This window comes from Chelatococcus caeni, assembly GCF_014196925.1.
GTDB classification, from domain to species: Bacteria; Pseudomonadota; Alphaproteobacteria; order Rhizobiales; family Beijerinckiaceae; genus Chelatococcus_A; species Chelatococcus_A caeni.
This window is the reverse complement of sequence record NZ_JACIEN010000006.1, coordinates 45,837-67,875: the sequence shown is the minus strand read 5'-3', so window position 1 is coordinate 67,875 and position 22,039 is coordinate 45,837. Positions and strand designations below refer to the sequence as shown.

17 protein-coding genes are annotated in these 22,039 nt (G+C 70.2%); 9 read left to right on the top strand and 8 right to left on the bottom strand.

Annotated features, from left to right (window positions below):
• Window positions 1-66 precede the first annotated feature (66 nt).
• Window positions 67-1,299, top strand: coding sequence for a 2-oxoglutarate dehydrogenase complex dihydrolipoyllysine-residue succinyltransferase (odhB, locus tag GGR16_RS20445; protein ID WP_183317836.1), 1,233 nt, complete (start codon window positions 67-69; stop codon window positions 1,297-1,299).
• A gap of 101 nt (window positions 1,300-1,400) precedes the next feature.
• On the top strand, window positions 1,401-2,801 hold the full coding sequence (gene lpdA / locus GGR16_RS20440) for a dihydrolipoyl dehydrogenase (RefSeq protein ID WP_183317834.1): 1,401 nt from the start codon (window positions 1,401-1,403) through the stop codon (window positions 2,799-2,801).
• 300 nt (window positions 2,802-3,101) lie between these two features.
• Here lpdA and GGR16_RS20435 read toward each other — a convergent pair whose 3' ends face one another.
• Window positions 3,102-4,034, bottom strand: a complete 933-nt coding sequence (locus GGR16_RS20435) for a tyrosine recombinase XerC (protein WP_183317832.1) — start codon at window positions 4,032-4,034, stop codon at window positions 3,102-3,104.
• A 70-nt stretch (window positions 4,035-4,104) separates the two neighbouring features.
• On the opposite strand from GGR16_RS20435, the gene GGR16_RS20430 reads away from it, so the two are divergent.
• Window positions 4,105-6,309 (top strand): primosomal protein N', encoded by a 2,205-nt coding sequence (locus GGR16_RS20430; protein WP_183317830.1) that lies wholly within the window; start codon window positions 4,105-4,107, stop codon window positions 6,307-6,309.
• 21 nt (window positions 6,310-6,330) lie between these two features.
• Here the strand turns inward: GGR16_RS20430 and GGR16_RS20425 are convergent, their stop codons facing one another.
• Window positions 6,331-7,251, bottom strand: coding sequence for a pseudouridine-5'-phosphate glycosidase (locus tag GGR16_RS20425; RefSeq protein WP_183317828.1), 921 nt, complete (start codon window positions 7,249-7,251; stop codon window positions 6,331-6,333).
• A complete protein-coding gene (locus tag GGR16_RS20420; RefSeq protein ID WP_183317826.1) occupies window positions 7,248-8,168 on the bottom strand; it encodes a PfkB family carbohydrate kinase in 921 nt (306 codons plus the stop codon). Before GGR16_RS20420 ends, GGR16_RS20425 begins: the two co-directional genes overlap by 4 nt.
• 306 nt (window positions 8,169-8,474) lie before the next feature.
• Here GGR16_RS20420 and GGR16_RS20415 point away from each other — a divergent pair, with 306 nt between their 5' ends.
• The 5 genes from GGR16_RS20415 to GGR16_RS20395 all read left to right on the top strand — a co-directional run bounded on the left by GGR16_RS20415 (window position 8,475) and on the right by GGR16_RS20395 (window position 13,468).
• Window positions 8,475-9,035: a F0F1 ATP synthase subunit delta gene (locus GGR16_RS20415; RefSeq protein ID WP_183317825.1), complete on the top strand. Its 561-nt coding sequence runs from the start codon at window positions 8,475-8,477 to the stop codon at window positions 9,033-9,035.
• Window positions 9,035-10,564 (top strand): F0F1 ATP synthase subunit alpha, encoded by a 1,530-nt coding sequence (gene atpA / locus GGR16_RS20410; protein WP_019402737.1) that lies wholly within the window; start codon window positions 9,035-9,037, stop codon window positions 10,562-10,564. Before GGR16_RS20415 ends, atpA begins: the two co-directional genes overlap by 1 nt.
• 56 nt (window positions 10,565-10,620) lie before the next feature.
• Entirely contained in the window at window positions 10,621-11,502 is an 882-nt protein-coding gene (locus GGR16_RS20405) for a F0F1 ATP synthase subunit gamma (RefSeq protein WP_019402738.1), read from the top strand.
• A gap of 35 nt (window positions 11,503-11,537) precedes the next feature.
• A complete protein-coding gene (atpD, locus tag GGR16_RS20400) occupies window positions 11,538-12,989 on the top strand; it encodes a F0F1 ATP synthase subunit beta (protein WP_019402739.1) in 1,452 nt (483 codons plus the stop codon).
• Between the two features lie 77 nt (window positions 12,990-13,066).
• A complete protein-coding gene (locus GGR16_RS20395) occupies window positions 13,067-13,468 on the top strand; it encodes a F0F1 ATP synthase subunit epsilon (RefSeq protein ID WP_019402740.1) in 402 nt (133 codons plus the stop codon).
• 67 nt (window positions 13,469-13,535) lie between these two features.
• On the opposite strand, the gene GGR16_RS20390 is transcribed toward GGR16_RS20395, so the two are convergent.
• The 5 genes from GGR16_RS20390 to GGR16_RS20370 all read right to left on the bottom strand — a co-directional run bounded on the left by GGR16_RS20390 (window position 13,536) and on the right by GGR16_RS20370 (window position 18,677).
• The gene (locus tag GGR16_RS20390; protein ID WP_183317823.1) at window positions 13,536-15,152 is read right to left on the bottom strand and encodes an acyl-CoA synthetase; all 1,617 of its coding nucleotides are present in this window, start codon (window positions 15,150-15,152) and stop codon (window positions 13,536-13,538) included.
• 79 nt (window positions 15,153-15,231) lie between these two features.
• Complete coding sequence (locus tag GGR16_RS20385; RefSeq protein WP_040404703.1) at window positions 15,232-15,978, bottom strand: ABC transporter permease; 747 nt, start codon at window positions 15,976-15,978, stop codon at window positions 15,232-15,234.
• A gap of 98 nt (window positions 15,979-16,076) precedes the next feature.
• The gene (locus GGR16_RS20380; protein ID WP_183317821.1) at window positions 16,077-16,865 is read right to left on the bottom strand and encodes an ABC transporter ATP-binding protein; all 789 of its coding nucleotides are present in this window, start codon (window positions 16,863-16,865) and stop codon (window positions 16,077-16,079) included.
• 79 nt (window positions 16,866-16,944) lie between these two features.
• Window positions 16,945-18,006: an ABC transporter substrate-binding protein gene (locus GGR16_RS20375; protein ID WP_246373217.1), complete on the bottom strand. Its 1,062-nt coding sequence runs from the start codon at window positions 18,004-18,006 to the stop codon at window positions 16,945-16,947.
• Window positions 18,007-18,218: 212 nt separating this feature from the next.
• On the bottom strand, window positions 18,219-18,677 hold the full coding sequence (locus tag GGR16_RS20370; protein WP_183317819.1) for an Lrp/AsnC ligand binding domain-containing protein: 459 nt from the start codon (window positions 18,675-18,677) through the stop codon (window positions 18,219-18,221).
• A 123-nt stretch (window positions 18,678-18,800) separates the two neighbouring features.
• Between GGR16_RS20370 and putA the strand changes: the two genes are divergently transcribed.
• A complete protein-coding gene (putA, locus tag GGR16_RS20365; RefSeq protein WP_183317818.1) occupies window positions 18,801-21,917 on the top strand; it encodes a bifunctional proline dehydrogenase/L-glutamate gamma-semialdehyde dehydrogenase PutA in 3,117 nt (1,038 codons plus the stop codon).
• Window positions 21,918-22,039 lie beyond the last annotated feature (122 nt).

Here is a 22,039-nt window from a genome sequence, read left to right as displayed (position 1 = left end):
GCGGCGGCACGGCCGCCCCCCGCCCTTTCAACCCGGCCGCGTGGCCTAGAGACGAAAACGAAGATCATGGCGACCGAAATCCGCGTGCCCACCCTGGGCGAATCCGTCACCGAGGCCACCATCGGCCGCTGGTTCAAGAAGCCCGGCGAGGCCGTGAAGGCCGACGAGCCGCTCGTCGAGCTCGAGACCGACAAGGTCACGCTCGAGGTCAATGCCCCCTCCGCCGGCGTCCTCGCCGAGGTGGCGGTGAACGAGGGCGACACGGTGGAGGTCGGCGCTCTCCTCGGCTCCATCACCGAGGGTGCGGGCGGCACGGTCGCCAAGACGGCCGAGAAGCCCGCCGAGAAGAAGGAAGAAGCGCCCAAGGCGGAAGCCCCCAAGGCCGCGGCCGCAGCGCCCGGCGCCGCCGACGACCACGGCCCGGCCGTGCGCCGCATCGCCGAGGAGACGGGCGTCTCCCCCGCCGCCGTCGGCGGCACCGGCAAGGATGGTCGCGTGACCAAGGGCGACATGCTGGCCGCCGTCGCCTCGGGCGTCTCCGCCCCGCAGGCGCCGTCCGCCCCGGTGCAGGTCCGCGCCCCCTCGGCGCCGGACGATGCCTCGCGCGAGGAGCGCGTGCGCATGACCAAGCTGCGCCAGACCATCGCCCGCCGCCTCAAGGACGCCCAGCAGACCGCCGCCATGCTGACGACGTTCAACGACGTCGACATGTCGGGCGTGATGGCGCTGCGCAGCCAGTACAAGGACGCCTTCGAGAAGAAGCACGGCGTCAAGCTCGGCTTCATGGGCTTCTTCGTGAAGGCCTGCGTGCAGGCGCTGAAGGAGCTGCCGGCCGTCAATGCCGAGATCGACGGCACCGACATCATCTACAAGAACTACTATCACGTCGGCGTCGCCGTCGGCACCGAGAAGGGCCTCGTCGTGCCGGTGGTGCGCGATGCCGACGCGCTCTCGGTCGCCGGCATCGAGAAGACGATCGGCGACTTCGGCAAGCGCGCCCGCGACGGCCAGCTGAAGATCGAGGAGATGCAGGGCGGCACCTTCACCATCTCCAACGGCGGCGTCTACGGCTCGCTGCTCTCGACGCCGATCCTCAACGCGCCGCAGTCGGCCATCCTCGGCATGCACCGCATCGAGGAGCGCCCGGTCGCCCGCAACGGCCAGGTCGTCATCCGCCCGATGATGTATCTCGCGCTCTCCTACGACCACCGCATCATCGACGGCAAGGAAGCCGTCACCTTCCTGGTGCGCGTGAAGGAGAACCTCGAGGACCCGGCGCGTCTCGTGCTCGACCTCTGATCCCTCCCCGCCCGGCATTCCGCCGGATTCTCTCTCGCTCGATCGGGACGCATCGATGGCCGGGGTGACCCGGCCATGACGTCTCACACGGAGCCCGCCCCATGTCCTACGACACGATCGTCATCGGCACCGGCCCCGGCGGCTATGTCTGTGCCATCCGCGCCGCCCAGCTCGGCCAGAAGGTTGCCGTGGTGGAGAAGCGCAAGACGCACGGCGGCACCTGCCTCAACGTCGGCTGCATCCCCTCCAAGGCGCTGCTGCATGCCTCGCACCGCTTCGAGGAAGCCGGGCACGCCTTCGCCGGGATGGGCATCTCCGTCGCCGCGCCGAAGCTCGACCTCAAGCAGATGCTCGCCTTCAAGCAGGAGGGCATCGACGGCAACACCAAGGGCGTCGAGTTCCTGCTGAAGAAGAACAAGATCGACGCCTTCAACGGCACGGGGCGCATCCTCGCCCCCGGCAAGGTGGAGGTGAAGGCCGAGGACGGCACGGTCCAGACGCTGGAGACGAAGAACATCGTCATCGCCACCGGCTCGGACGTCGCGCAGCTGCCGGGCGTGACCGTCGACGAGAAGGTCGTCGTCTCGTCCACGGGCGCGCTGGAGCTTTCCAAGGTGCCGGGCAAGCTCGTCGTCGTCGGCGCCGGCGTCATCGGCCTCGAGCTCGGCTCTGTGTGGCGGCGCCTCGGCGCCGAGGTCACGGTGGTCGAGTTCCTCGACCGCATCCTGCCCGGCATGGACGGCGAGGTGGCGAAGAACTTCCAGCGCATGCTGGCCAAGCAGGGCTTCGCCTTCAAGCTCGGCAGCAAGGTGACGAAGGTCGAGACTGGCGCCGGTGGGGCGAAGGTGACCATTGAACCCGCCGCCGGCGGCGCGGCCGAGGTGATCGAGGCCGACATCGTGCTCGTCGCCATCGGCCGCGTGCCCTACACCAAGGGCCTGGGGCTCGACGACGTCGGCATCGAGACCGACAAGCGCGGCCGCATCGTGGTCGATGCGCATCTCCAGACCAAGGTGCCGGGCATCTACGCCATCGGCGACGTCATCGCCGGTCCCATGCTCGCCCACAAGGCCGAGGACGAGGGCGTGGCGGTGGCCGAGATCATCGCCGGCAAGGCGGGCCACGTGAACTACGACGTCATCCCGGGCGTGGTCTACACGTTCCCGGAGGTCGCCGCCGTCGGCAAGACGGAGGAGGAGCTGAAGGAGGCCGGCATCGCCTATTCCGTCGGCAAGTTCCCCTTCACCGCCAACGGCCGCGCCAAGGTGAACCAGGAGACCGACGGCTTCGTGAAGGTGCTCGCCGATGCGACCACCGACAAGGTGCTCGGCGTGCACATCGTCGGCGCCGAGGCCGGCGAGATGATCCACGAGGCGGCCGTGCTGATGGAGTTCGGCGGCTCGTCCGAGGATCTCGCCCGCACCTGCCACGCCCACCCCACCCGCTCGGAAGCGGTGAAGGAGGCGGCGATGGCCGTGGAGAAGCGCGCCATTCACATGTGAGCGCGGCGCCCGGTCGGGACGGCGGCTTTCCGCTCCCGCCCGACCGTCCGCTGTTCATACGTGAGAGCGGAGGAGCCGACCCTCGCCACCGTCATGGCCGGGCTTGTCCCGGCCATCCACGCCCAGACGTTGCACATCGTGACAGGGCGTGAATGCCCGCGACGAGCGCGGGCATGACGGCCGGAGATGGCGCCTCAACAGGCCAGCAGAACTGCGCCGAAGCGCATGGCGCCGAGCGACAAGGGGACCCGGAGCGTCACTCCGAGCCCTCTCGTTGCCGGGCCTCACGGTTGCAAAGCCTCACGCCCGCGGGTGCGCCGCGTCGTAGGCGGCGAGCAGCCGGGTGGCGTCGACCTTGGTGTAGATCTGCGTCGTCGACAGCGAGGCGTGGCCGAGCAGTTCCTGGATGGCGCGCAGGTCGCCACCGCGGCCGAGCAGGTGGCTGGCGAAGGAATGGCGCAGGGCGTGCGGCGTCGCGCTCGCCGGCAGGCCGAGGGCGCCGCGCAGGCGCTCCATGGCGAGCTGGATGATGCGCGGCGAAAGCGGGCCGCCGCGGGCGCCGACGAAGAGCGGTCCGTCCGGCTTGAGCTGGTAGGGGCAGGCGGCGACATAGTCCGCCACCGCCCGCGCCACCTGCGGCAGCACCGGCACCTCGCGCATCTTGCCGCCCTTGCCGGTGACGATGAGGCTGCCCGCCGCGAGCGCCTTGACGTCCGTCCCCTTGAGGCCGAGCGCCTCGGAGATGCGCAGGCCGCAGCCGTAGAGCAGGGTCATCACGGCCGCGTCACGTGCGAGGATCCAGCCCTCGCGCGCCTCGCCGGCGCGGCTGTCGGCATCCGCCACGGCGCGCGCGGCCTCGGCCGTCAGCGGGCGGGGCAGGCCTTTCGACACCTTCGGCGCGCGCATGGCGACGAAGGCGGACGCCGTGCCGAGGCCGGCGCGTTCCAGATGCCGGGCGAAGGAGCGCAGCGCCGCGAGCTGGCGCATCAGCGAGCGCCCGGTGACACCGGCCGCGCGGCGGGCGGCGAGGAAGGCGCGCAGGTCCATCGGCTTCAGCCGCGCGATGGCGTCGAGCGTCGGCGGTCCGCCGAGATGATCGGTGAGGAAGGTGAAGAACTGGCGCGCGTCGCGGCCATAGGCTTCCAGCGTCTTCGGCGACAGGCGCCGCTCGCCGGCAAGATGGGCGAGCCACGACTGGCAGGCGCGGAAGGTGTCGTCGGGCAGGTCGATCATGGAGGAAGCATCCACCGGCGGCCCTAACGGCGCGTGAACAGGCGGGCGAATCGGTGTTATGCCAGGGCGCATGGACATGCCTTCCGAAAACGGCGCGATCGACGAGGGGCGGGCGGGAAGCCGCATCGCCGACGTCGTCGTGCCCGTGGCGCTCGACAAGGCCTATTCCTACGCCGTGCCCGCCGGCGCGGCGCTGGCGGAGGGCGACGTCGTCGTCGTGCCGCTCGGGCCGCGCCAGACTGTCGGCGTCGTCTGGGCGCTGCGCGAGGGCGCCGGCGCCAATCTCAAGAGCGTCCTCGGCCGGGTGGACGTGCCGCCCATGGGCGAGGACCTGCGCCGGCTGATCGACTGGATCGCCTGGTACACGCTCGCCCCGCTCGGGCTCGCCATGCGCCTTGCCCTGCGCATCCCGGGCGAGGACCGGGCGGAACAGGTGCGCGTCGGCGTGCGCCTCGCCGGCGAGCCTCCCGAGCGCCTGACCGCGGCCCGTCTCAGGGTCATCGCCGCGGCCGAGGGCGGGCTCGTCTACCCCAAGGGGGACCTCGCCGAGCGCGCCGGCGTGAGCCTCGCCGTGATCAACGGCCTCGTCGATACCGGCACGCTCGAGGCGGTCGCCCTGCCGCCGGAACCGGTGGCGGGCCTGCCGGACCCGGAGCATGCGCCGGCCGCGCTGTCGCAGGACCAGGAGCGTGCCGCGGCGGCCCTGCGTGCGGCCGTTGCCGAGCGCAATTTCTCGGTGACGCTCGTGGAGGGCGTCACCGGCTCCGGCAAGACCGAGGTCTATTTCGAGGCGGTGGCCGAAGCCCTGCGGCAGGGCCGGCAGGCCCTGATCCTCATGCCCGAGATCGCGCTCACGGCGCAGTTCCTCGGCCGCTTCGCCGCCCGCTTCGGCACGGCGCCGGCCGAATGGCATTCGGGCATCTCCGGCCGCAGGCGCGAGCGCCTGCATCGGGCGATTGCCGCGGGCGAGGTGAAGGTGGTCGCCGGGGCGCGCTCGGCCCTCTTCCTGCCCTTCAGCGACCTCGGCCTCGTCGTCGTCGACGAGGAGCACGAGCAGGCCTACAAGCAGGAGGAAGGCGCGCTCTACCACGCGCGCGACATGGCCATCGTGCGGGCGCGCATCGACAAGGCGCCCGTCGTCCTCGCCTCCGCCACCCCGTCGGTCGAGACGCGCGTCAACGCGGCTCGCGGGCGTTATCGCCATCTCGTGCTGCCCGAGCGCTTCGGCGGCCGTACCTTGCCCACGATGCGCGCCATCGACATGCGCAAGAAGGCCCCCGAGCGCGGCCGCTGGCTGTCGCCGCCGCTGCTTGCCGCCATGCGCGAGACGCGCGCGGCCGGCGAGCAGAGCCTGCTCTTCCTCAACCGGCGCGGCTATGCGCCCTTGACGCTCTGCCGCAGCTGCGGCCACCGGTTCCAGTGCCCCAACTGCTCGGCCTGGCTGGTGGAGCACCGCTTTCGCCGCGCCCTCGTCTGCCACCATTGCGGCCATGTGGAACGGCGGCCGGACAATTGCCCGGAATGCGGCACGGTGGATGCGCTCGCCGCCTGCGGACCGGGCGTCGAGCGGCTCGCCGAGGAGGTCGTGGAGCATTTTCCGGATGCGCGCGTCATCACGCTGTCGAGCGACTTCCCGGGCGGCGTCGAGCGCCTGCGCCGCGAGCTCGAGGCCATCGCCGCTGGCGAGGCCGACATCATCATCGGCACCCAGCTGGTCGCCAAGGGCCACAACTTCCCGCAATTGACGCTCGTCGGCGTGGTCGATGCCGATGTGGGCCTTGCGAGCGGCGACCCGCGCGCCTCCGAGCGCACCTTCCAGCTCCTGCAGCAGGTGACGGGCCGGGCCGGGCGCGGCGACCGGCCGGGGCGGGCGCTGCTGCAGACCTACCAGCCCGACCATCCCGTGATGCGGGCGCTCCTGTCGGGCGATGCCGCGGCCTTCTACGCCGAGGAGGAGGCGGTGCGCGAGGCCGCCGGCCTGCCGCCCTTCGGGCGCCTCGCCGCCATCGTCGTCTCGGCCCCCGACCGCGGCGAGGCGGAGGCGCATGCCCGCGCCCTCGCCCGCTCGGCCGAGGCGCCGGACGGCCTCGACGTGCTCGGCCCGGCGGAGGCGCCGCTCGCCCTCATCCGCGGCCGCTACCGCTTCCGCCTCCTGGTGCGGGCCGCGCGCGACAGTGACCTGCAGGGCTACCTGCGCGCCTGGATCGCGCGAACGCCGAAGCCGCCGCAGCGCATCCGCGTGACGGTGGACGTCGACCCGATGAGCTTCATGTGAGGCCCTATCTCCGCCGGCTCCTCACCGGCCCTCTCCGGCAAGCGCCACCGCGATCTGCGCGGCGAGCGCGGCGTTGTTCTCGACGAGCGCGATATTGGCCTTGAGGCTGCGGCCGGCCGTGGCCTCGGCGACGCGCGGCAGGAGGAAGGGTGTCACGTCCTTGCCGGTGATGCCCTGCGCGGCAGCTTCGAGAAGGGCCGATTCGATCACGGGGGCGATCTCGGCGCCCGGGATCTCGTGCTCTGCCGGAATGGGGTTGGCGACAAGCACGCCCGAGGTGAGGCCGAGCGCCCGATGCGCCCGGATGAAGGCGGCGATCTCGCCCGCCGTGTCGAGCCGCGCCGGGGCGGCGAGCCCGCTGTCGCGCGAGTAGAAGGCCGGGAAAATGTCCGTGCCGACCGAGACCACCGGCACGCCGAGCGTCTCCAGCATCTCGAGCGTCAGGGCAAGGTCGAGGATGGCCTTCGCCCCGGCCGAGACGACGGCGACCGGCGTGCGCGAGAGCTCCGTCAGGTCGGCGGAGATGTCGAAGCTCGTCGCCGCACCGCGGTGGACGCCGCCGATGCCGCCGGTGGCGAAGACGGCGATGCCCGCCATGGCGGCGAGGCGCATGGTGGAGGCGACGGTCGTCGCGGCGTCGCGCCCGGTGGCGAGGGCGAGCGGCACCTCGCGCGTGCTCGCCTTCATGACGTCGCGGGCGGTGGCGAGCCTCTCGAGGCCGGCGTCGTCGAGGCCGATGCGGATGCGCCGGTCGAGGACGGCGATGGTCGCCGGCACGGCGCCGCCGGCGCGCACGATGGCCTCGACCCGGCGCGCCGTCTCCAGATTGGCGGGAGAAGCCATGCCGTGGGCGATGATGGTGGATTCGAGGGCGACCACGGGCCGCCCGGCCGCGAGCGCATCGGCCACCTCGGGCGACAGAACGGGGGTGACGTCGGTCATCGCTCAATCTCCTCCTGCGCGGCGGCGTCATCACGCCTGGTCACAACCGCCGCCGCCATTCTCTGCCCTTCGCTCACCGCCGCCGTAAAGTCCCATCCGCTGGCGAGGCCGAAGACTGTGCCGGCGAGCGCCGCATCGCCGGCACCCGTGACGTCGCGCGCCCGGCCCGCCGCGAGGGCCGGCAGCACGGCTATTTCGCCCTCCGCCGTCGACAGGAAGACGCCATGGGCGCCGAGGCCCACCGCGAGCCGGCGCACGCCGCGCCCGTGCAGCATGCGCGCCGCAGCCGCAAGGGCCGTCTCGCCATCGACCGGCAGCCCCGTGAGGGCGGCGAGCTCGTCGCGGTTCGGCGTCATCAGCGCCACGGGCACGCCCGCGGCGAGGATCGGCCCAAGGCGCGCCGCCTTGGCGACGGAGACCGGCTCCAGCGCCAGCGGGCGACCGTGGGCGGCGGCAAGCCCGGCAAGATGCGCGAGTGCCGGCGGCGACAGGTTGGCGTCGGCGACGACGAAGGCGGCCTCCCGGATCGCCTCCTCCCGCGCGGCGATGGCCGCCGCGTCGAGCGCATCGAGGATGTGCATGGCGGCGACGGCGACGACGAGCTCCCCTTCGGGGTCGAGCACCGCCGTATAGCTGCCCGTCGGCAGGGCGGCGCGGAGGCAGAGCGACATGTCGACGCCCGCTGCCAGCGTCTCGCGCGCGATGCGCTCGCCCGCGGCATCCTCGCCGAGGATCGTCAGGAGGCGCACGGCGGTACCGCGGCGGGCGAGGCGCTCGGCAACGTTGCGGGCGACCCCGCCGCAGGCGACGGTGGTCGTGCCGGGATTGGAGGTGCGCATCACCACCGGCCGGTCGGCCCGGCACTTCACGTCGAGATTGGCGCCGCCGGCGACGAGGACGGATGGGCCCTGCGTCACGGCCGGCCCCCGGGGGAGGAATGCGGAATCATGCCTTCGTCTCTAGCCTCATTCGCCCCTTCCTCCAATGCCGCGCGCCTGGCGCGCAGGCCGGCCGGCGGCTGTGGGGAACTGGCCTTTGTGGCAGCGCGAAGGCGCAAGGAGCGCCTGCGATGTTGCACGCGCCCGATCCTTATGTTAGGGCACCGGCGCCTTCCGGGCAGATCGTGTCTGTCCTCGCCATTTCCGTGTCCCCGCGCGAAGGATCAGGCGCCGCCGAGGCGATCGGTGACGACCGTTGGTTCTTGAGAGCAAGAGAGAAGCCCTGTGGCTCAAGGCGGAACTATCATAGCAGGAGTTGCCGGGCGCTATGCCTCGGCGCTGTTCGACCTGGCCAAGGAAGCCGGCAGCCTCGACGCCGTCGAGAGCGACCTCAAGCGCTTCAATGCGCTCGTGGCCGAGAGCCCGGACCTTGCCCGCCTCGTGACGAGCCCCGCGTTCGGCGCGGAGGAGCAGGAGCGGGGCGTGGCCGCCGTTCTCGCCAAGGCCGGCATCGGTGGGCTCGCCGCCAATTTCATCCGCCTCGTTGCGTCGAAACGTCGCCTCTTCGCGGTCCGCGACATGGTGCGCGCCTACAGCGCGCTCGTCGCCCGCGAGAAGGGCATCGTGCACGCCGAGGTCACCCTCGCCGAGGCGCCCTCGCAGAAGGCGCTCGACGAGATCAAGGCGGCGGTCAAGGCCGTTGCCGGGGGCGAGATCGCCCTCGACGTCAAGATTGATCCCGCCATCCTCGGCGGTCTCATCGTCAAGCTGGGCAGCCGCATGGTCGATGCGAGCCTTCGCTACAAACTGAATTCGATCCGTTTCGCCATGAAAGAGGTCGGCTGATGGACATCCGCGCCGCGGAAATTTCCGCAATCCTCAAGGAGCAGATCAAGAACTTCGGCTCCGAGGCCGAGGTCACCGAGGTCGGCCAGGTTCTGTCGGTCGGTGACGGTATCGCCCGTTGCTACGGCCTCGACAACGTGCAGGCCGGCGAGATGGTCGAGTTCGAGTCGGGCGTGCGCGGCATGACCCTGAACCTCGAAGCCGACAACGTCGGCATCGTCATCTTCGGCTCCGACCGCGAGATCGCGGAAGGCCAGACGGTGAAGCGCACCGGCGCCATCGTGGACGTGCCGGTGGGCAAGGGCCTGCTCGGCCGCGTCGTCGACGCGCTCGGCAACCCGATCGACGGCAAGGGCCCGATCCAGGCCGACGAGCGCCGCCGCGTGGACGTCAAGGCGCCGGGCATCATTCCGCGCAAGTCCGTGCACGAGCCGATGGCGACCGGCCTCAAGTCGATCGACGCGCTCATCCCGATCGGCCGCGGCCAGCGCGAGCTGATCATCGGCGACCGCCAGACCGGCAAGACGGCGATCGCCCTCGACACCATCCTCAACCAAAAGCCGCTGCACGCGACCGGCGACGAGAGCCAGAAGCTCTACTGCGTCTATGTCGCCGTCGGCCAGAAGCGCTCCACCGTCGCCCAGTTCGTGAAGGTGCTGGAGGAGAACGGCGCGCTCGAATATTCGATCATCGTCGCCGCCACCGCCTCCGACCCGGCGCCGATGCAGTTCCTGGCGCCGTTCTCGGGCTGCGCCATGGGCGAGTTCTTCCGCGACAACGGCATGCATGCCGTGATCGTCTATGACGACCTGTCCAAGCAGGCCGTCGCCTACCGCCAGATGTCGCTGCTGCTGCGCCGCCCGCCGGGCCGCGAGGCCTATCCGGGTGACGTGTTCTACCTCCACTCGCGCCTCCTCGAGCGCGCGGCGAAGATGAACGACGAGAACCGCAACGGCTCGCTCACCGCCCTGCCGGTCATCGAGACGCAGGCGAACGACGTGTCGGCCTACATCCCGACGAACGTCATCTCGATCACCGACGGCCAGATCTTCCTCGAGACCGACCTGTTCTACCAGGGCATCCGCCCGGCCGTGAACGTCGGCCTCTCGGTGTCGCGCGTCGGCTCCTCCGCCCAGACCAAGGCGATGAAGAAGGTCGCCGGCAAGATCAAGGGCGAGCTCGCGCAGTACCGCGAAATGGCGGCCTTCGCGCAGTTCGGCTCCGACCTCGACGCCACGACCCAGCGCCTGCTCAACCGCGGCGCGCGCCTCACCGAGCTCCTGAAGCAGCCGCAGTTCTCGCCGCTGAAGATGGAAGAGCAGGTCTGCGTGATCTACGCCGGCGTCAACGGCTACCTCGATCCGCTGCCGGTCAACCGGGTGCGCGATTTCGAGGAAGGGCTGCTCGGCGTCCTGCGCGCCAAGCACACCGACATCCTCGATGCGATCCGCTCCTCGAAGGACCTGTCCGACGAGACGGCCGCCAAGCTCAAGGACGTCGTCGAGGCCTTCGCCAAGACGTTCGCCTGAGGGGCGTCCGCTTGAGCCGCACCTGCCATCGCAGCAACGGGGAATAGGCGCTCGTCATGCCGAGCTTGAAGGATCTGCGCAACCGCATCGCCTCGGTGAAGGCGACGCAGAAGATCACCAAGGCCATGCAGATGGTGGCGGCAGCCAAGCTGCGCCGTGCCCAGACGGCGGCCGAGGCTGCCCGTCCCTATGCCGAGCGCATGGAGACGGTCCTCGCCAACCTCGCCTCGCGCATGACGGTGACGGAAGGCGCGCCGCGCCTTCTCGCCGGCACGGGCCGTGACGAGACGCATCTCTTGATCGTCTGCACGGCCGAGCGCGGCCTGTGCGGCGCCTTCAACAGCTCCATCGCGCGTCTTGCCCGCGACAAGGCCAATGCGCTGATGGCGCAGGGCAAGACGGTGAAGATCCTGTGCGTCGGCAAGAAGGGCTACGACATCCTGCGCCGGCAGTTCAGGGACCAGATCATCGAGCTCATCGAGCTGCGCTCGGTGCGCCAGATCGGCTTCGAGAACGCCGACGCCGTGGGCCGCAAGGTCCTGCAGATGTTCGACGCCGGCGAGTTCGACGTGGCGACGCTGTTCTACAGCAAGTTCAAGTCGGTGATCTCCCAGGTGCCGACGGCGCAGCAGATCATCCCGGCCGAGTTCGACGGCGAGACGAAGGCGGCGACCGGCCTCGATGCCGTCTACGACTACGAGCCGGGCGAGGAGGAGATCCTCGCCGCGCTCCTGCCGCGCAACGTCTCGGTGCAGATCTTCCGGGCGCTGCTCGAGAACGGCGCCTCCGAGCAGGGCGCGCGCATGTCCGCCATGGACAACGCGACGCGCAATGCCGGCGAAATGATCAAGAAGCAGACGCTGACCTACAACCGGACGCGTCAGGCGATGATCACCAAGGAACTCATCGAAATCATCTCGGGCGCCGAGGCTCTTTGAGGCCCCGCTCTGATCGGACCGTGAGGGTTTAGAAAATGGCGAACAAGGCGAGCGACAAGGCGGTCGGACGCATCACCCAGGTCATCGGCGCGGTGGTCGACGTGCAGTTCGACGGGCACCTGCCGGAGATCCTGAACGCCCTCGAGACGACGAACCAGGGCAACCGGCTCGTGCTCGAGGTGGCGCAGCAGCTCGGCGAGAGCACCGTGCGCTGCATCGCGATGGACACTTCCGAGGGTCTCGTGCGCGGCCAGGCAGTGACGGACACCGGCGCCCCGATCAAGGTGCCGGTCGGCGACGGCACGCTCGGCCGCATCATGAACGTCATCGGCGAGCCGGTGGACGAGGCCGGCCCCGTCCCGGCCGAGGATACGCGCGCCATCCACCAGCCGGCCCCGAGCTATGCCGAGCAGTCGACCGAGGCGCAGATCCTCGTCACCGGCATCAAGGTCATCGACCTGCTCGCCCCCTACGCCCGCGGCGGCAAGATCGGCCTCTTCGGCGGCGCCGGCGTCGGCAAGACGGTGCTCATCCAGGAGCTCATCAACAACGTCGCCAAGGCCCACGGCGGCTATTCGGTGTTCGCCGGCGTCGGCGAGCGCACGCGTGAGGGCAACGACCTCTACCACGAGATGATCGAATCGGGCGTGAACAAGGACCCGAAGGAGCACGGCGGCTCGACGGCCGGCTCCAAGTGCGCCCTCGTCTACGGCCAGATGAACGAGCCGCCCGGCGCCCGCGCCCGCGTCGCGCTCACCGGCCTCACCGTCGCCGAGCACTTCCGCGACAAGGGCCAGGACGTGCTGTTCTTCGTCGACAACATCTTCCGCTTCACGCAGGCGGGCTCCGAGGTGTCGGCGCTTCTCGGCCGCATCCCCTCGGCGGTGGGCTACCAGCCGACGCTCGCCACCGACATGGGCGCCCTGCAGGAGCGCATCACGACGACGACGAAGGGCTCGATCACCTCGGTGCAGGCCATCTACGTGCCGGCCGACGACCTGACCGATCCGGCGCCGGCCACGTCCTTCGCCCACCTCGACGCCACGACCGTGCTGTCGCGCGCCATCTCCGAGAAGGGCATCTACCCGGCGGTCGACCCGCTCGACTCCACCTCGCGCATGCTCGACCCGCGCATTGTCGGCGACGAGCACTACCAGGTGGCCCGCCAGGTGCAGCAGATTCTGCAGCGCTACAAGTCGCTGCAGGACATCATCGCCATTCTCGGCATGGACGAGCTCTCGGAAGAGGACAAGCTCACGGTGGCGCGCGCCCGCAAGATCGAGCGCTTCCTGTCGCAGCCGTTCTTCGTCGCCGAGGTGTTCACCGGTGCGCCGGGCCAGCTCGTCGCCATCGAGGACACCATCAAGGGCTTCAAGGGCCTGTGCGAAGGCGCCTATGACCACCTGCCGGAGGCCGCCTTCTACATGGTCGGCACGATCGAGCAGGCGGTCGAGAAGGCCAAGCGCCTCGCCGCCGAAGCCGCGTAAGCTTCAAGCCCCGGCCGCGGCATCCTGCCCCGGCCGGGCCTGGCGGCCCCAAGTTCCGGTTTCGGAGACAGATCGACATGGCGACCTTTACGTTCGAGCTCGTCTCGCCCGAGCGGCTTCTCTTCTCCGGCGAGGTCGAGAGCGTCGTCGTGCCCTCGAGCGAGGGTGAGATGACGGTGATGGCCGGCCACGCGCCGGTGATGGCCGTGCTCAAGCCCGGCGTCGTCGCCGTCAGCGAGGGCAAGGGCGCCGTGCGCCGCCTCTTCGTGCGCGGCGGCTTCGCCGATGTCGGCCCGGATGGCCTCACCATCCTCGCCGAGGTGGCGCTGCCGATGGAGGAGCTGGATGCCGAGACGCTCGCCCAGCACGTCCGTGATGCCGAGGAAGACGTGGCCGACGCCAAGACCGACCAGGCCCGCCAGGCGGCTGCCGAGCGCCTCTCCCAGCTCACCGAGCTGCGCGACGCGCTGGTGCACTGAGCACTCTCTCCACGCGCTTTTGAAAGGCCGCCCCGAGGGGCGGCCTTTTGTGTTGAGACGTCTTGCGTCAGGCCTCGGACCGCAGCAGCCGGCGGATCACCTTGCCCGTCGTCGTCAGCGGCAGCTCGTCGCGAAAGGCGATCTCGCGCGGGTATTCGTGGGCCGACAGGCGCTCGCGCACGAAGGCCTTGATGTCGGCGACGAGCGCCTCGGACGGTGCGTAGCCGTCGCGCAGCACGATGAAGGCCTTGACGATCTCCGTGCGCACCGGATCCGGCTTGCCGACCACGGCCGCGAGGGAGACAGCCTCGTGCTTGATGAGGCAATCCTCGATCTCGCCCGGGCCGATGCGATAGCCGGCCGAGGTGATGACGTCGTCGTCGCGGCCGACGAAGTGGACATAGCCGTCGTCGTCCACGCTGCCCTGGTCGCCCGTCGTCATCCAGTCGCCGACGAACTTGTCGCGCGTCGCCTCGGGCCGGCGCCAGTATTCGAGGAACATCACCGGATCGGGCCGCAGCACGGCGATCTGCCCGAGTTCCCCCGGCTCGCAGCGCGTACCGTCCGGCCGGATGACCGCCACGGCGTGGCCGGGCACCGGCTTGCCGATGGCCCCCGCACGCGAGACGCCGATCGCGGCGCAGGAGGCAAGCACCAGGTTGCACTCCGTCTGGCCGTAGAACTCGTTGATGGTGAGCCCGAGCTCCTCCCGCCCCCAGACGAAGGTCGCCTCCCCCAGCGCCTCCCCGCCCGAGGCGAGGGTGCGCAGGCTGAGGTCGAAGCGCGCGCCGGGCCGCGGCACGCTGCGCAGCATCCGGAGCGCCGTCGGCGGGATGAAGGTGTTGCGCACCTCAAGGCGCGCCATGAGGTCGAAGGCTTCTTCCGGGTCGAACTTCTCGAACTTGCGCGCCACCACCGGCACGCCGTGGTGCAGGCCCGGCAGCAGCACGTTGAGCAGGCCGCCCGCCCAGGCCCAGTCGGCCGGCGTCCACAGCCTGTCGCCCGGCCGGGGCAGGAACTCGTGCGGCATCTCCACGCCCGGCAGGTGCCCGAGCAGCACGCGATGGCCGTGCAGGGCGCCCTTGGGATTGCCGGTGGTGCCCGAGGTATAGATCATCATGGCCGGGTCGTCCGGCCCCGTGTCGCGCGGCGCGAAATCCTCGCCCGCCTCCGCGAGCATCTTGTCGAAGCCGATCGCGGCGCCGTCCGGTCCGTCGGTGCTGACGATCACGGCGAGGTCGGGCAGCGGCACGTCGATGGCCTTGAGCGTCGCAAGGCCGGCGGCATTGGTGATGACGGCGCGGGCGCCCGCATCCGCGAGGCGGTAGCTCAGCGCGTCGACGCCGAAGAGCATGGCGAGCGGCAGGGCAATGGCGCCGAGCTTGTAGATGGCGATGTGGGCGATCGCCACCTGCTGCGACTGCGGCAGGAGGATCGCCACCCGGTCACCGGCCGCGATGCCGCGGCGGCCGAGCGCATGGGCGAGACGATTCGAGTGGCGCCGCAGGGTGCCATAGGTCAGGGCTTCGACCGTGCCGTCGCGGGCGACGTCGAGGATGGCCGGCCGCTCGGGATCCGCCGCCGCCCAGCGGTCACAGCAATCGACGCCGATGTTGTAGCGCTCGGGAATACGCCAGCGGAAGCCGGCAACGAGCGCATCATAGTCGCGAATATCGGGCAGCATCGGCACCCTCATGTGGGACGTGCCGTGTTTATAGGCAAAGCGCCGCAAAATCACCATGCCGGCCGGGGGCGCCGGACGATCAGGCGGCGAACTGCGAGCGCTGGGCCCAGCCGGTCATGCGCCGCTCCAGCCAGGCCATCACGGCGTAGATCATGATGCCGAGGACCGCGAGCGCGATGAGGGCGGCGAAGAGCAGCGGTACGTTGAAGTCCGCGCTGGCGCGCGCCATCAGGTTGCCGATGCCGTTGCGCGAGGCGTTGTACTCCGCGATCACCGAGCCGACATAGGCGAGCGTAATCGCCACCTTCAGCGAGCCGAAGAAGTAGGGCAGCGAGCGCGGCACGCCCACCTTCAGCATGATGTCGAGCTTCCTCGCGCCGAGCGCCCTGAGCACGTCCTCCACCTCCGGCTCGATGGTGGCGAGGCCGGTGGCGACATTCACGACGATGGGGAAGAAGGAGATCATGAAGGCGGTGAGCACCGCCGGCAGCCAGCCGACGCCGAACCAGATGACGAGGATCGGCACCACCGCCACCTTGGGAATGGCGTTGAAGCCGACGAGGAGCGGATAGAGCCCGGCGTGGACGAAGCGCGAGGCACCGAGCGCCAGCCCGAGCACGAGGCCGAAGACGATGGCGAGGATGAATCCGGCCGTGGTCATCCACAGCGTGTGGAAGGAATGGAACAGGAGCGGCCACCAATAGGCGATGGTCGCGTCGAGGATGTCGCTCGGCGCCGGCAGCACGTAGGAGGAGACGCGGAAGACGCGGCAGAACACCTCCCACAGCAGGAAGAAGCCGATTGTGCAGAGCCAGGGCGCCAGCATGAGCCGGCGCGCCTGCGACGCCCGGGCGCGCGCGGCGGCGTCACGCACGGCACGTGCATCGGCCTCGGCGGCAGCGGAGACGGTGTCGGCCTCGGCGCTCATGCTGTCTTCCTCGCATCGGCGATGTGACCGCGCAGCTCGTGCACGATGTCGATGAACGCCTTGGTGTAGGTGACCTCGAGGTCGCGCGGACGGGGAAAGTCGACCACGCGCTCGGCGACGATGCGGCCGGGGCGGGCGCTCATGCAGAAGATGCGGTCGGCGAGGAAGGTGGCCTCGCGCAGGTCGTGGGTGACGAGCACCACCGTCATCCGGCGCTCGGCGTGCAGGTCGCGGATGACGCACCACAGCTCCTCGCGCGTGAAGGCGTCGAGCGCGCCGAAGGGCTCGTCGAGGAGGAGGAGCCGCGGCTCGTGGATGAGCGCCCGGCACAGGGAGGCGCGCTGCTGCATGCCGCCCGAAAGCTCCCACGGATATTTCCCGCCCTGGCCCTTGAGCCCGACCTGGGCGAGCAGGCGCTCGGCCTTGGCGACATAGCTGCCGCGCTCGCGCTTGAGCCGGCTGCGGTGCGGCTCGACGATCTCGAGCGGCAGGAGCAGGTTCTCGAGCGTGGTGCGCCAGGGCAGCAGCGTCGGGTTCTGGAAGGCCATGCCGGCGATCCGCACCGGCTGCGTCACTGGCGCGCCGCCGACGAGGATGGTGCCGGCGCGCGGGAACTGCAGGCCCGTGGCGAGCTTCATCAGCGTGGACTTGCCGCAACCGGAGGGGCCGACGACGGCGGCGAACTCGCCCTCGGCGATGGAGAGCGACAGGTGCTCGACGGCAGGAAAGCCGTCACCGCTGCCATAGGCGTGGGTGACGTCCTTCAGGGCGACGAAAGCATTCAAGCGGGTCACCTTTCCCTTGGCCCCGGAGCCGGCCGCCGGGAGACGGCGGCCGGGCGAGGCGGACGACGCGACGGAACGGTCAGTCGATCATCCGCTCGGCGTGCGGGGGCAGGTAGGTGTCGACGAAGATGTCGCCGGCAACCGGCTTGTTCTTGAAGGTGAAGGTGAGGCCGATCTGCTCCAGCGCCTTCTCGAACCGCGTCGCGTCGATGCCGCCGAAGCCGTTCTCCTTGACCCAGGGCGTGATGACGTTCTGGGCCAGGTTCATCTGCAGGCGCTCGAGCTCCACCTCCTTCTTGGCGACGTCGTTGCGCTTGATGACGCTGTCGACCGCGGCGGAGGGATTGGCGACGGTGTCCTTGAGGCCGCGCACGAAGGCGCGCAGGAAGCCCTTCACCGCCTCCGGCTTCTCCTCGGCGAACTTGGCCGAGACCATGATGGCGTTGCCGTAGAGCTCGACGCCGTAGTCGCCCATCAGCATGACGACGATATCGTCCACGGCGACGCCGCGCGACTTCAGGTTGATGAGCGACGACATGGCGAAGCCGAAGATGGCGTCGACCTCGCCCGAGGCGAGCATGGGCTCGCGCACCGGGAAGCCGACGTTCTCGAACTTCATCTTGGAATCGTCGAGCCCGTTGACCTGCTTGAAGATCGGCCACTGGGCGAAGGCGCCGTCGGCGACCGGGGCGCCGAAGGTCTTGCCCTCGAGGCTCCTGGGATCGGTGGAGATGCCGCGGCTCTTGCGGCCGATGATGGAGAAGGGCGGCCGGTCGTAGACCATCATCACCGCCTTCACGTCGACATTGGGGTTCTCGTCGCGGAAGCGCACCAGCGAGTTGATGTCGCCGAAGCCCATGTCATAGGTGCCCGAGGCGACACGCGGGATGGCCTCGCGCGAGCCGTTGCCGGTGTCGATGGTGACGTCCAGCCCCTCGTCCTTGAAATAGCCCTTGTCGATGGCGACCAGGAACGGCGCCGCCGGCCCCTCGAACCGCCAGTCGAGCGTGAAACGCAGGGGCGTCTGCGCCGCCGCGGCGCCCGCCCAGAGCGCGGCGGCACCGGCGAAGACGCCGGCGAAGGTCCTCAAGGCGGTACGCCGGCACTGACCGAGGGGGCTCAACACGGACGGAAGGGACATCGGACGGACTCCAGACTGGAAGCGTGCGGACGCGTAAGGCGCGTCATCGTTGTCGAAGCAATATTCGTACCGGAACGAAACCGGCGAAAGAGCTCCTTCCTGCTGATCGTGACGGCACCGCCGCGCCTGTCAAGGACGATGGCCGGCCAGCCGGTCACAAAGCGTATCTTTTCCTAACGTTTCGCGACGGGTGGCGCCCTCCGCCCGGCCGGCTATGCCACCGGCAGCGCGCCGTCGCTCTTCACCTCCTCCATGACGGCATAGGTGCGCGTCTCGGTGACGCCGGGCAGCGACAGCAGCACGTCGCCGAGGAAGCGGCGGTAGGCCGCCATGTCGGCGACGCGCGTCTTGACGAGATAGTCGAAGCCGCCGGCAACCATGTGGCATTCCAGCACCTCCGGCGCACGGCGCACGGCCTCGGCGAAACGCTCGAAGATGTCGGGTGTCGTCTTGTCGAGAGACACCTCGACGAAGACCATCAGCTCGAGGCCGAGCTTGCGCGGGTCGAGCCGCGCGCCGTAGCCGGTGATGTAGCCCTCGCGCGTCAGGCGCTTCAGCCGCTCGCTCGTCGCGGTCGGCGACAGGCCGATTCGCTCGGCGAGCTCCACGGTGGCGATGCGCCCGTCCGCCTGCAGGACGGCGAGGATGCGCTTGTCAGTCCGGTCGAGCACTTATCACTCTCACTATCTAAATCTCTTCTCATAGTGATTCCTGCTGCCGATTCCCGCTTTCGTCAAATCGAACCACGGCGATATCCGCGTTATCCTGACGATCTCTCAAGGAGTTGATCGTCGATGCGTTCCGCCTCTTCCGCCAGCAGCCAGCCAGACCCCGCCCTGCCGCCCTTCCGGGCCCCCTTCGCGCCCGAGGATGCGGCGATCGCCCGCGACCTCATGGCCGGGGCCGCGCTGGCGCCGGAACGCGAGCGTCGCATCGACACGCTGGCGGGAAGCCTCATCGAGGCCATCCGCTCCAAGAGCGGCGGCCTCGGCGGCGTCGAGGAGCTGCTGCGCGAATATTCGTTGTCGACGCGCGAGGGCCTCGCGCTGATGGTTCTGGCGGAAGCGTTGCTGCGCGTGCCCGACAGCGTCACCGCCGACCGGCTGATCGAGGACAAGCTCGGCCAGGGCGACTTCGCCCGCCACGAGGCGAAGTCCGACGCCTTCCTCGTCTCGGCCTCGGCCTGGGCGCTCGGCGTCACGGCACGCATCATCCAGCCCGGCGAGACGCCCGAGGGCATCCTCGGCCAGCTCGCCAAGCGCATCGGCCTGCCGGCGGTTCGCACGGCGACGCGCCAGGCCATGCGGGTGCTCGGCAACCACTTCGTGCTCGGCCAGACCATCGAGGAGGCGCTGAAGCGCGCCCAGTCGGGCGCCGGCCGCATCTACCGCTACTCCTTCGACATGCTGGGCGAGGGCGCACGCACGCAGGAGGATGCCGACCGCTACTGGCGCTCCTATGCCGATGCCATCGACGCCATCGGCCGGGCCGCGGGCAACGAGCCGCTGCCGAACCGTCCGGGCATCTCCGTCAAGCTCTCGGCGCTGCACCCCCGCTACGAGGCGGTGAGCCACGCGCGGGTGATGGCCGAGCTCGTGCCGCAGGTGATCGCGCTCGCCGAGAAGGCCAAGGGCTACGACCTCAACTTCACCATCGACGCCGAGGAGGCGGACCGGCTGGAGCTGTCGCTCGACGTCATCGCCGCCGTCGCCGCCGCTCCCTCCCTCGCCGGCTGGGACGGCTTCGGCCTCGCCATCCAGGCCTACCAGAAGCGCGCCGCAGCCGTGATCGACTGGATCGCCGAACTCGCCGAGCGCCATGACCGCCGCTTCATGGTGCGCCTCGTCAAGGGCGCCTACTGGGACACCGAGGTCAAGCGCGCGCAGGAGCGCGGCCTCGCCGGCTATCCCGTCTTCACCCGCAAGGCGATGACGGACCTCAACTACATGGCCTGCGCCGAGAAGCTGCTCGCCTTGCGCCCGCGCATCTTCCCGCAGTTCGCCACCCACAACGCGCTTACCGTCGCCAGCATCGTCGAGCTTGCCGGCAACACGGAGGGCTTCGAGTTCCAGCGCCTGCACGGCATGGGCGAGGCGCTCTACGGCAAGCTGTTCGAGGCCGTGCCCGGCACCGCCTGCCGCACCTATGCGCCGGTCGGCGGGCACCGCGACCTCCTCGCCTATCTGGTGCGCCGCCTGCTCGAGAACGGCGCCAATTCCTCCTTCGTCTCCGTTGCCGCGGACCCGAACGTGCCGATCGCCGAGATCCTCAGGCGGCCGGCCGCGATCATCGGCACGCCCGAGGCCGCCGCCCACCCGCGCCTGCCCTTGCCGGCGGCGCTCTATGGCTCCCGCGTCAATTCCGCCGGCGTCGAATTCGGCCACGCGGAGGAGTTCGCCCGTCTCATGGACGATCTGAAGAAGGCGGGGCTGCCGTCGGCCCCCGCACGCGCCCTCGTCGATGGCGAAGCCCGGCCCGGCACGCGGCGCGAAATCGTCAGCCCCATCGACGGCAGGACCGTCGCCGGTGTCGTGGAGGATGCGGACGAGGCTGCCGCCGATGCGGCGATGGCGGCAGCGAAGGCCGGGTTTAGTGCCTGGGCGGCAACGCCCGCCGCGACGCGCGCCGAAGCCATCCGCAAGGCCTCCGACCTGCTGGAGGCGCGGCGCGGGCTGTTCCTCAACCTGCTGCAGGTCGAAGCCGGCAAGACGCTCGACGACGCAGTGGCGGACCTGCGCGAGGCGGTCGACTTCTGCCGCTATTACGCGCGCCAGGCCGAGCGGCTCTTCGGCGAGGGCACGGTGATGCCGGGCCCGACGGGCGAAGAGAACCGCCTCGTGCTGCGCGGGCGCGGCCCCTTCGTCGCCATCTCGCCTTGGAACTTCCCGCTCGCCATCTTCCTCGGGCAGGTGACGGCGGCGCTCGTCGCCGGCAATTCGGTCGTCGCCAAGCCGGCCGAGCAGACGCCCGTCATCGCCTGCGAGGCGGTGAAGCTGCTGCACGAGGCCGGCGTGCCGAAGAGCGCCCTCCACTTCGTGCCCGGCGACGGACGCATCGGCGCCCGGCTCGTCGCCCACCCGGCCGTCGCCGGCGTCGTCTTCACCGGCTCGACCGAGGTCGCGCGCATCATCAACCGCACGCTTGCCGCCAAGGACGGGCCGATCGTGCCGCTCATCGCCGAGACGGGCGGCATCAATGCCATGATCGTCGACGCGACCGCTCTGCCCGAGCAGGTGGCCGACGACGTCGTCATGTCCGCCTTCCGCTCCGCCGGCCAGCGCTGCTCGGCGCTCCGGCTCATGTGCGTGCAGGAGGATGTCGCCGACCGGATGATCGAGATGGTGGTGGGCGCCGCGCGCGAGCTCAAGGTGGGCGATCCGCGCGATCCATCCGTCCATGTGGGGCCCGTGATCGACGCCGAGGCCAAGGAGAAGCTCGAGGCCCATGCCAAGGCGATGAAGGCGAGCGCCCGCACGCATCTTGCCATACCCGGCCCGGCGCCCGGCACCTACGTCGGCCCGCACGTCTTCGAGCTCGCCAGCGCGCGCGACCTCAAGGAGGAGGTCTTCGGCCCCATCCTGCACGTCGTGCGCTACAGGGCGAACAAGCTCGGCGACGTGATCGCCGCCATCGATGCGACGGGCTACGGCCTGACGCTCGGCATCCACTCGCGCATCGAGGACACGGTCGCGCAGATCGTCGCACGGCTCGAGACGGGCAACGTCTACGTCAACCGCAACATGATCGGCGCGGTGGTCGGCACCCAGCCCTTCGGCGGCCACGGCCTCTCCGGAACCGGGCCGAAGGCCGGCGGGCCGCACTACCTGCTGCGCTTCGCCACCGAGCAGACGGTCACGATCAACACCGCGGCGGCCGGCGGCAATGCCAGCCTGATCGCGATGGGGGAATAGAGGGACGGGGCCGCCCCCCTCCCCCTTGTGGGGAGGGGTGGGGGTGGGGGTCCGCGACGCAAGAGCACAGCGATCATCCGGGCTGCACCACCCCCCTCCCTACCCTCCCCCGCAAGGGGGGA

Excerpts from the sequence above, each read along its gene's own strand:
- GGR16_RS20425 (WP_183317828.1), bottom strand. The coding sequence starts at position 7,251 with ATGACCGACGTCACCCCCGTTCTGTCGCCCGAGGTGGCCGATGCGCTC.
- atpD (WP_019402739.1), top strand. The coding sequence starts at position 11,538 with ATGGCGAACAAGGCGAGCGACAAGGCGGTCGGACGCATCACCCAGGTC.
- GGR16_RS20430 (WP_183317830.1), top strand. The coding sequence starts at position 4,105 with ATGGACATGCCTTCCGAAAACGGCGCGATCGACGAGGGGCGGGCGGGA.
- odhB (WP_183317836.1), top strand. The coding sequence starts at position 67 with ATGGCGACCGAAATCCGCGTGCCCACCCTGGGCGAATCCGTCACCGAG.
- GGR16_RS20395 (WP_019402740.1), top strand. The coding sequence starts at position 13,067 with ATGGCGACCTTTACGTTCGAGCTCGTCTCGCCCGAGCGGCTTCTCTTC.
- putA (WP_183317818.1), top strand. The coding sequence starts at position 18,801 with ATGCGTTCCGCCTCTTCCGCCAGCAGCCAGCCAGACCCCGCCCTGCCG.
- GGR16_RS20375 (WP_246373217.1), bottom strand. The coding sequence starts at position 18,006 with ATGTCCCTTCCGTCCGTGTTGAGCCCCCTCGGTCAGTGCCGGCGTACC.
- GGR16_RS20390 (WP_183317823.1), bottom strand. The coding sequence starts at position 15,152 with ATGCTGCCCGATATTCGCGACTATGATGCGCTCGTTGCCGGCTTCCGC.
- GGR16_RS20405 (WP_019402738.1), top strand. The coding sequence starts at position 10,621 with ATGCCGAGCTTGAAGGATCTGCGCAACCGCATCGCCTCGGTGAAGGCG.
- lpdA (WP_183317834.1), top strand. The coding sequence starts at position 1,401 with ATGTCCTACGACACGATCGTCATCGGCACCGGCCCCGGCGGCTATGTC.
- atpA (WP_019402737.1), top strand. The coding sequence starts at position 9,035 with ATGGACATCCGCGCCGCGGAAATTTCCGCAATCCTCAAGGAGCAGATC.
- GGR16_RS20435 (WP_183317832.1), bottom strand. The coding sequence starts at position 4,034 with ATGATCGACCTGCCCGACGACACCTTCCGCGCCTGCCAGTCGTGGCTC.
- GGR16_RS20385 (WP_040404703.1), bottom strand. The coding sequence starts at position 15,978 with ATGCTGGCGCCCTGGCTCTGCACAATCGGCTTCTTCCTGCTGTGGGAG.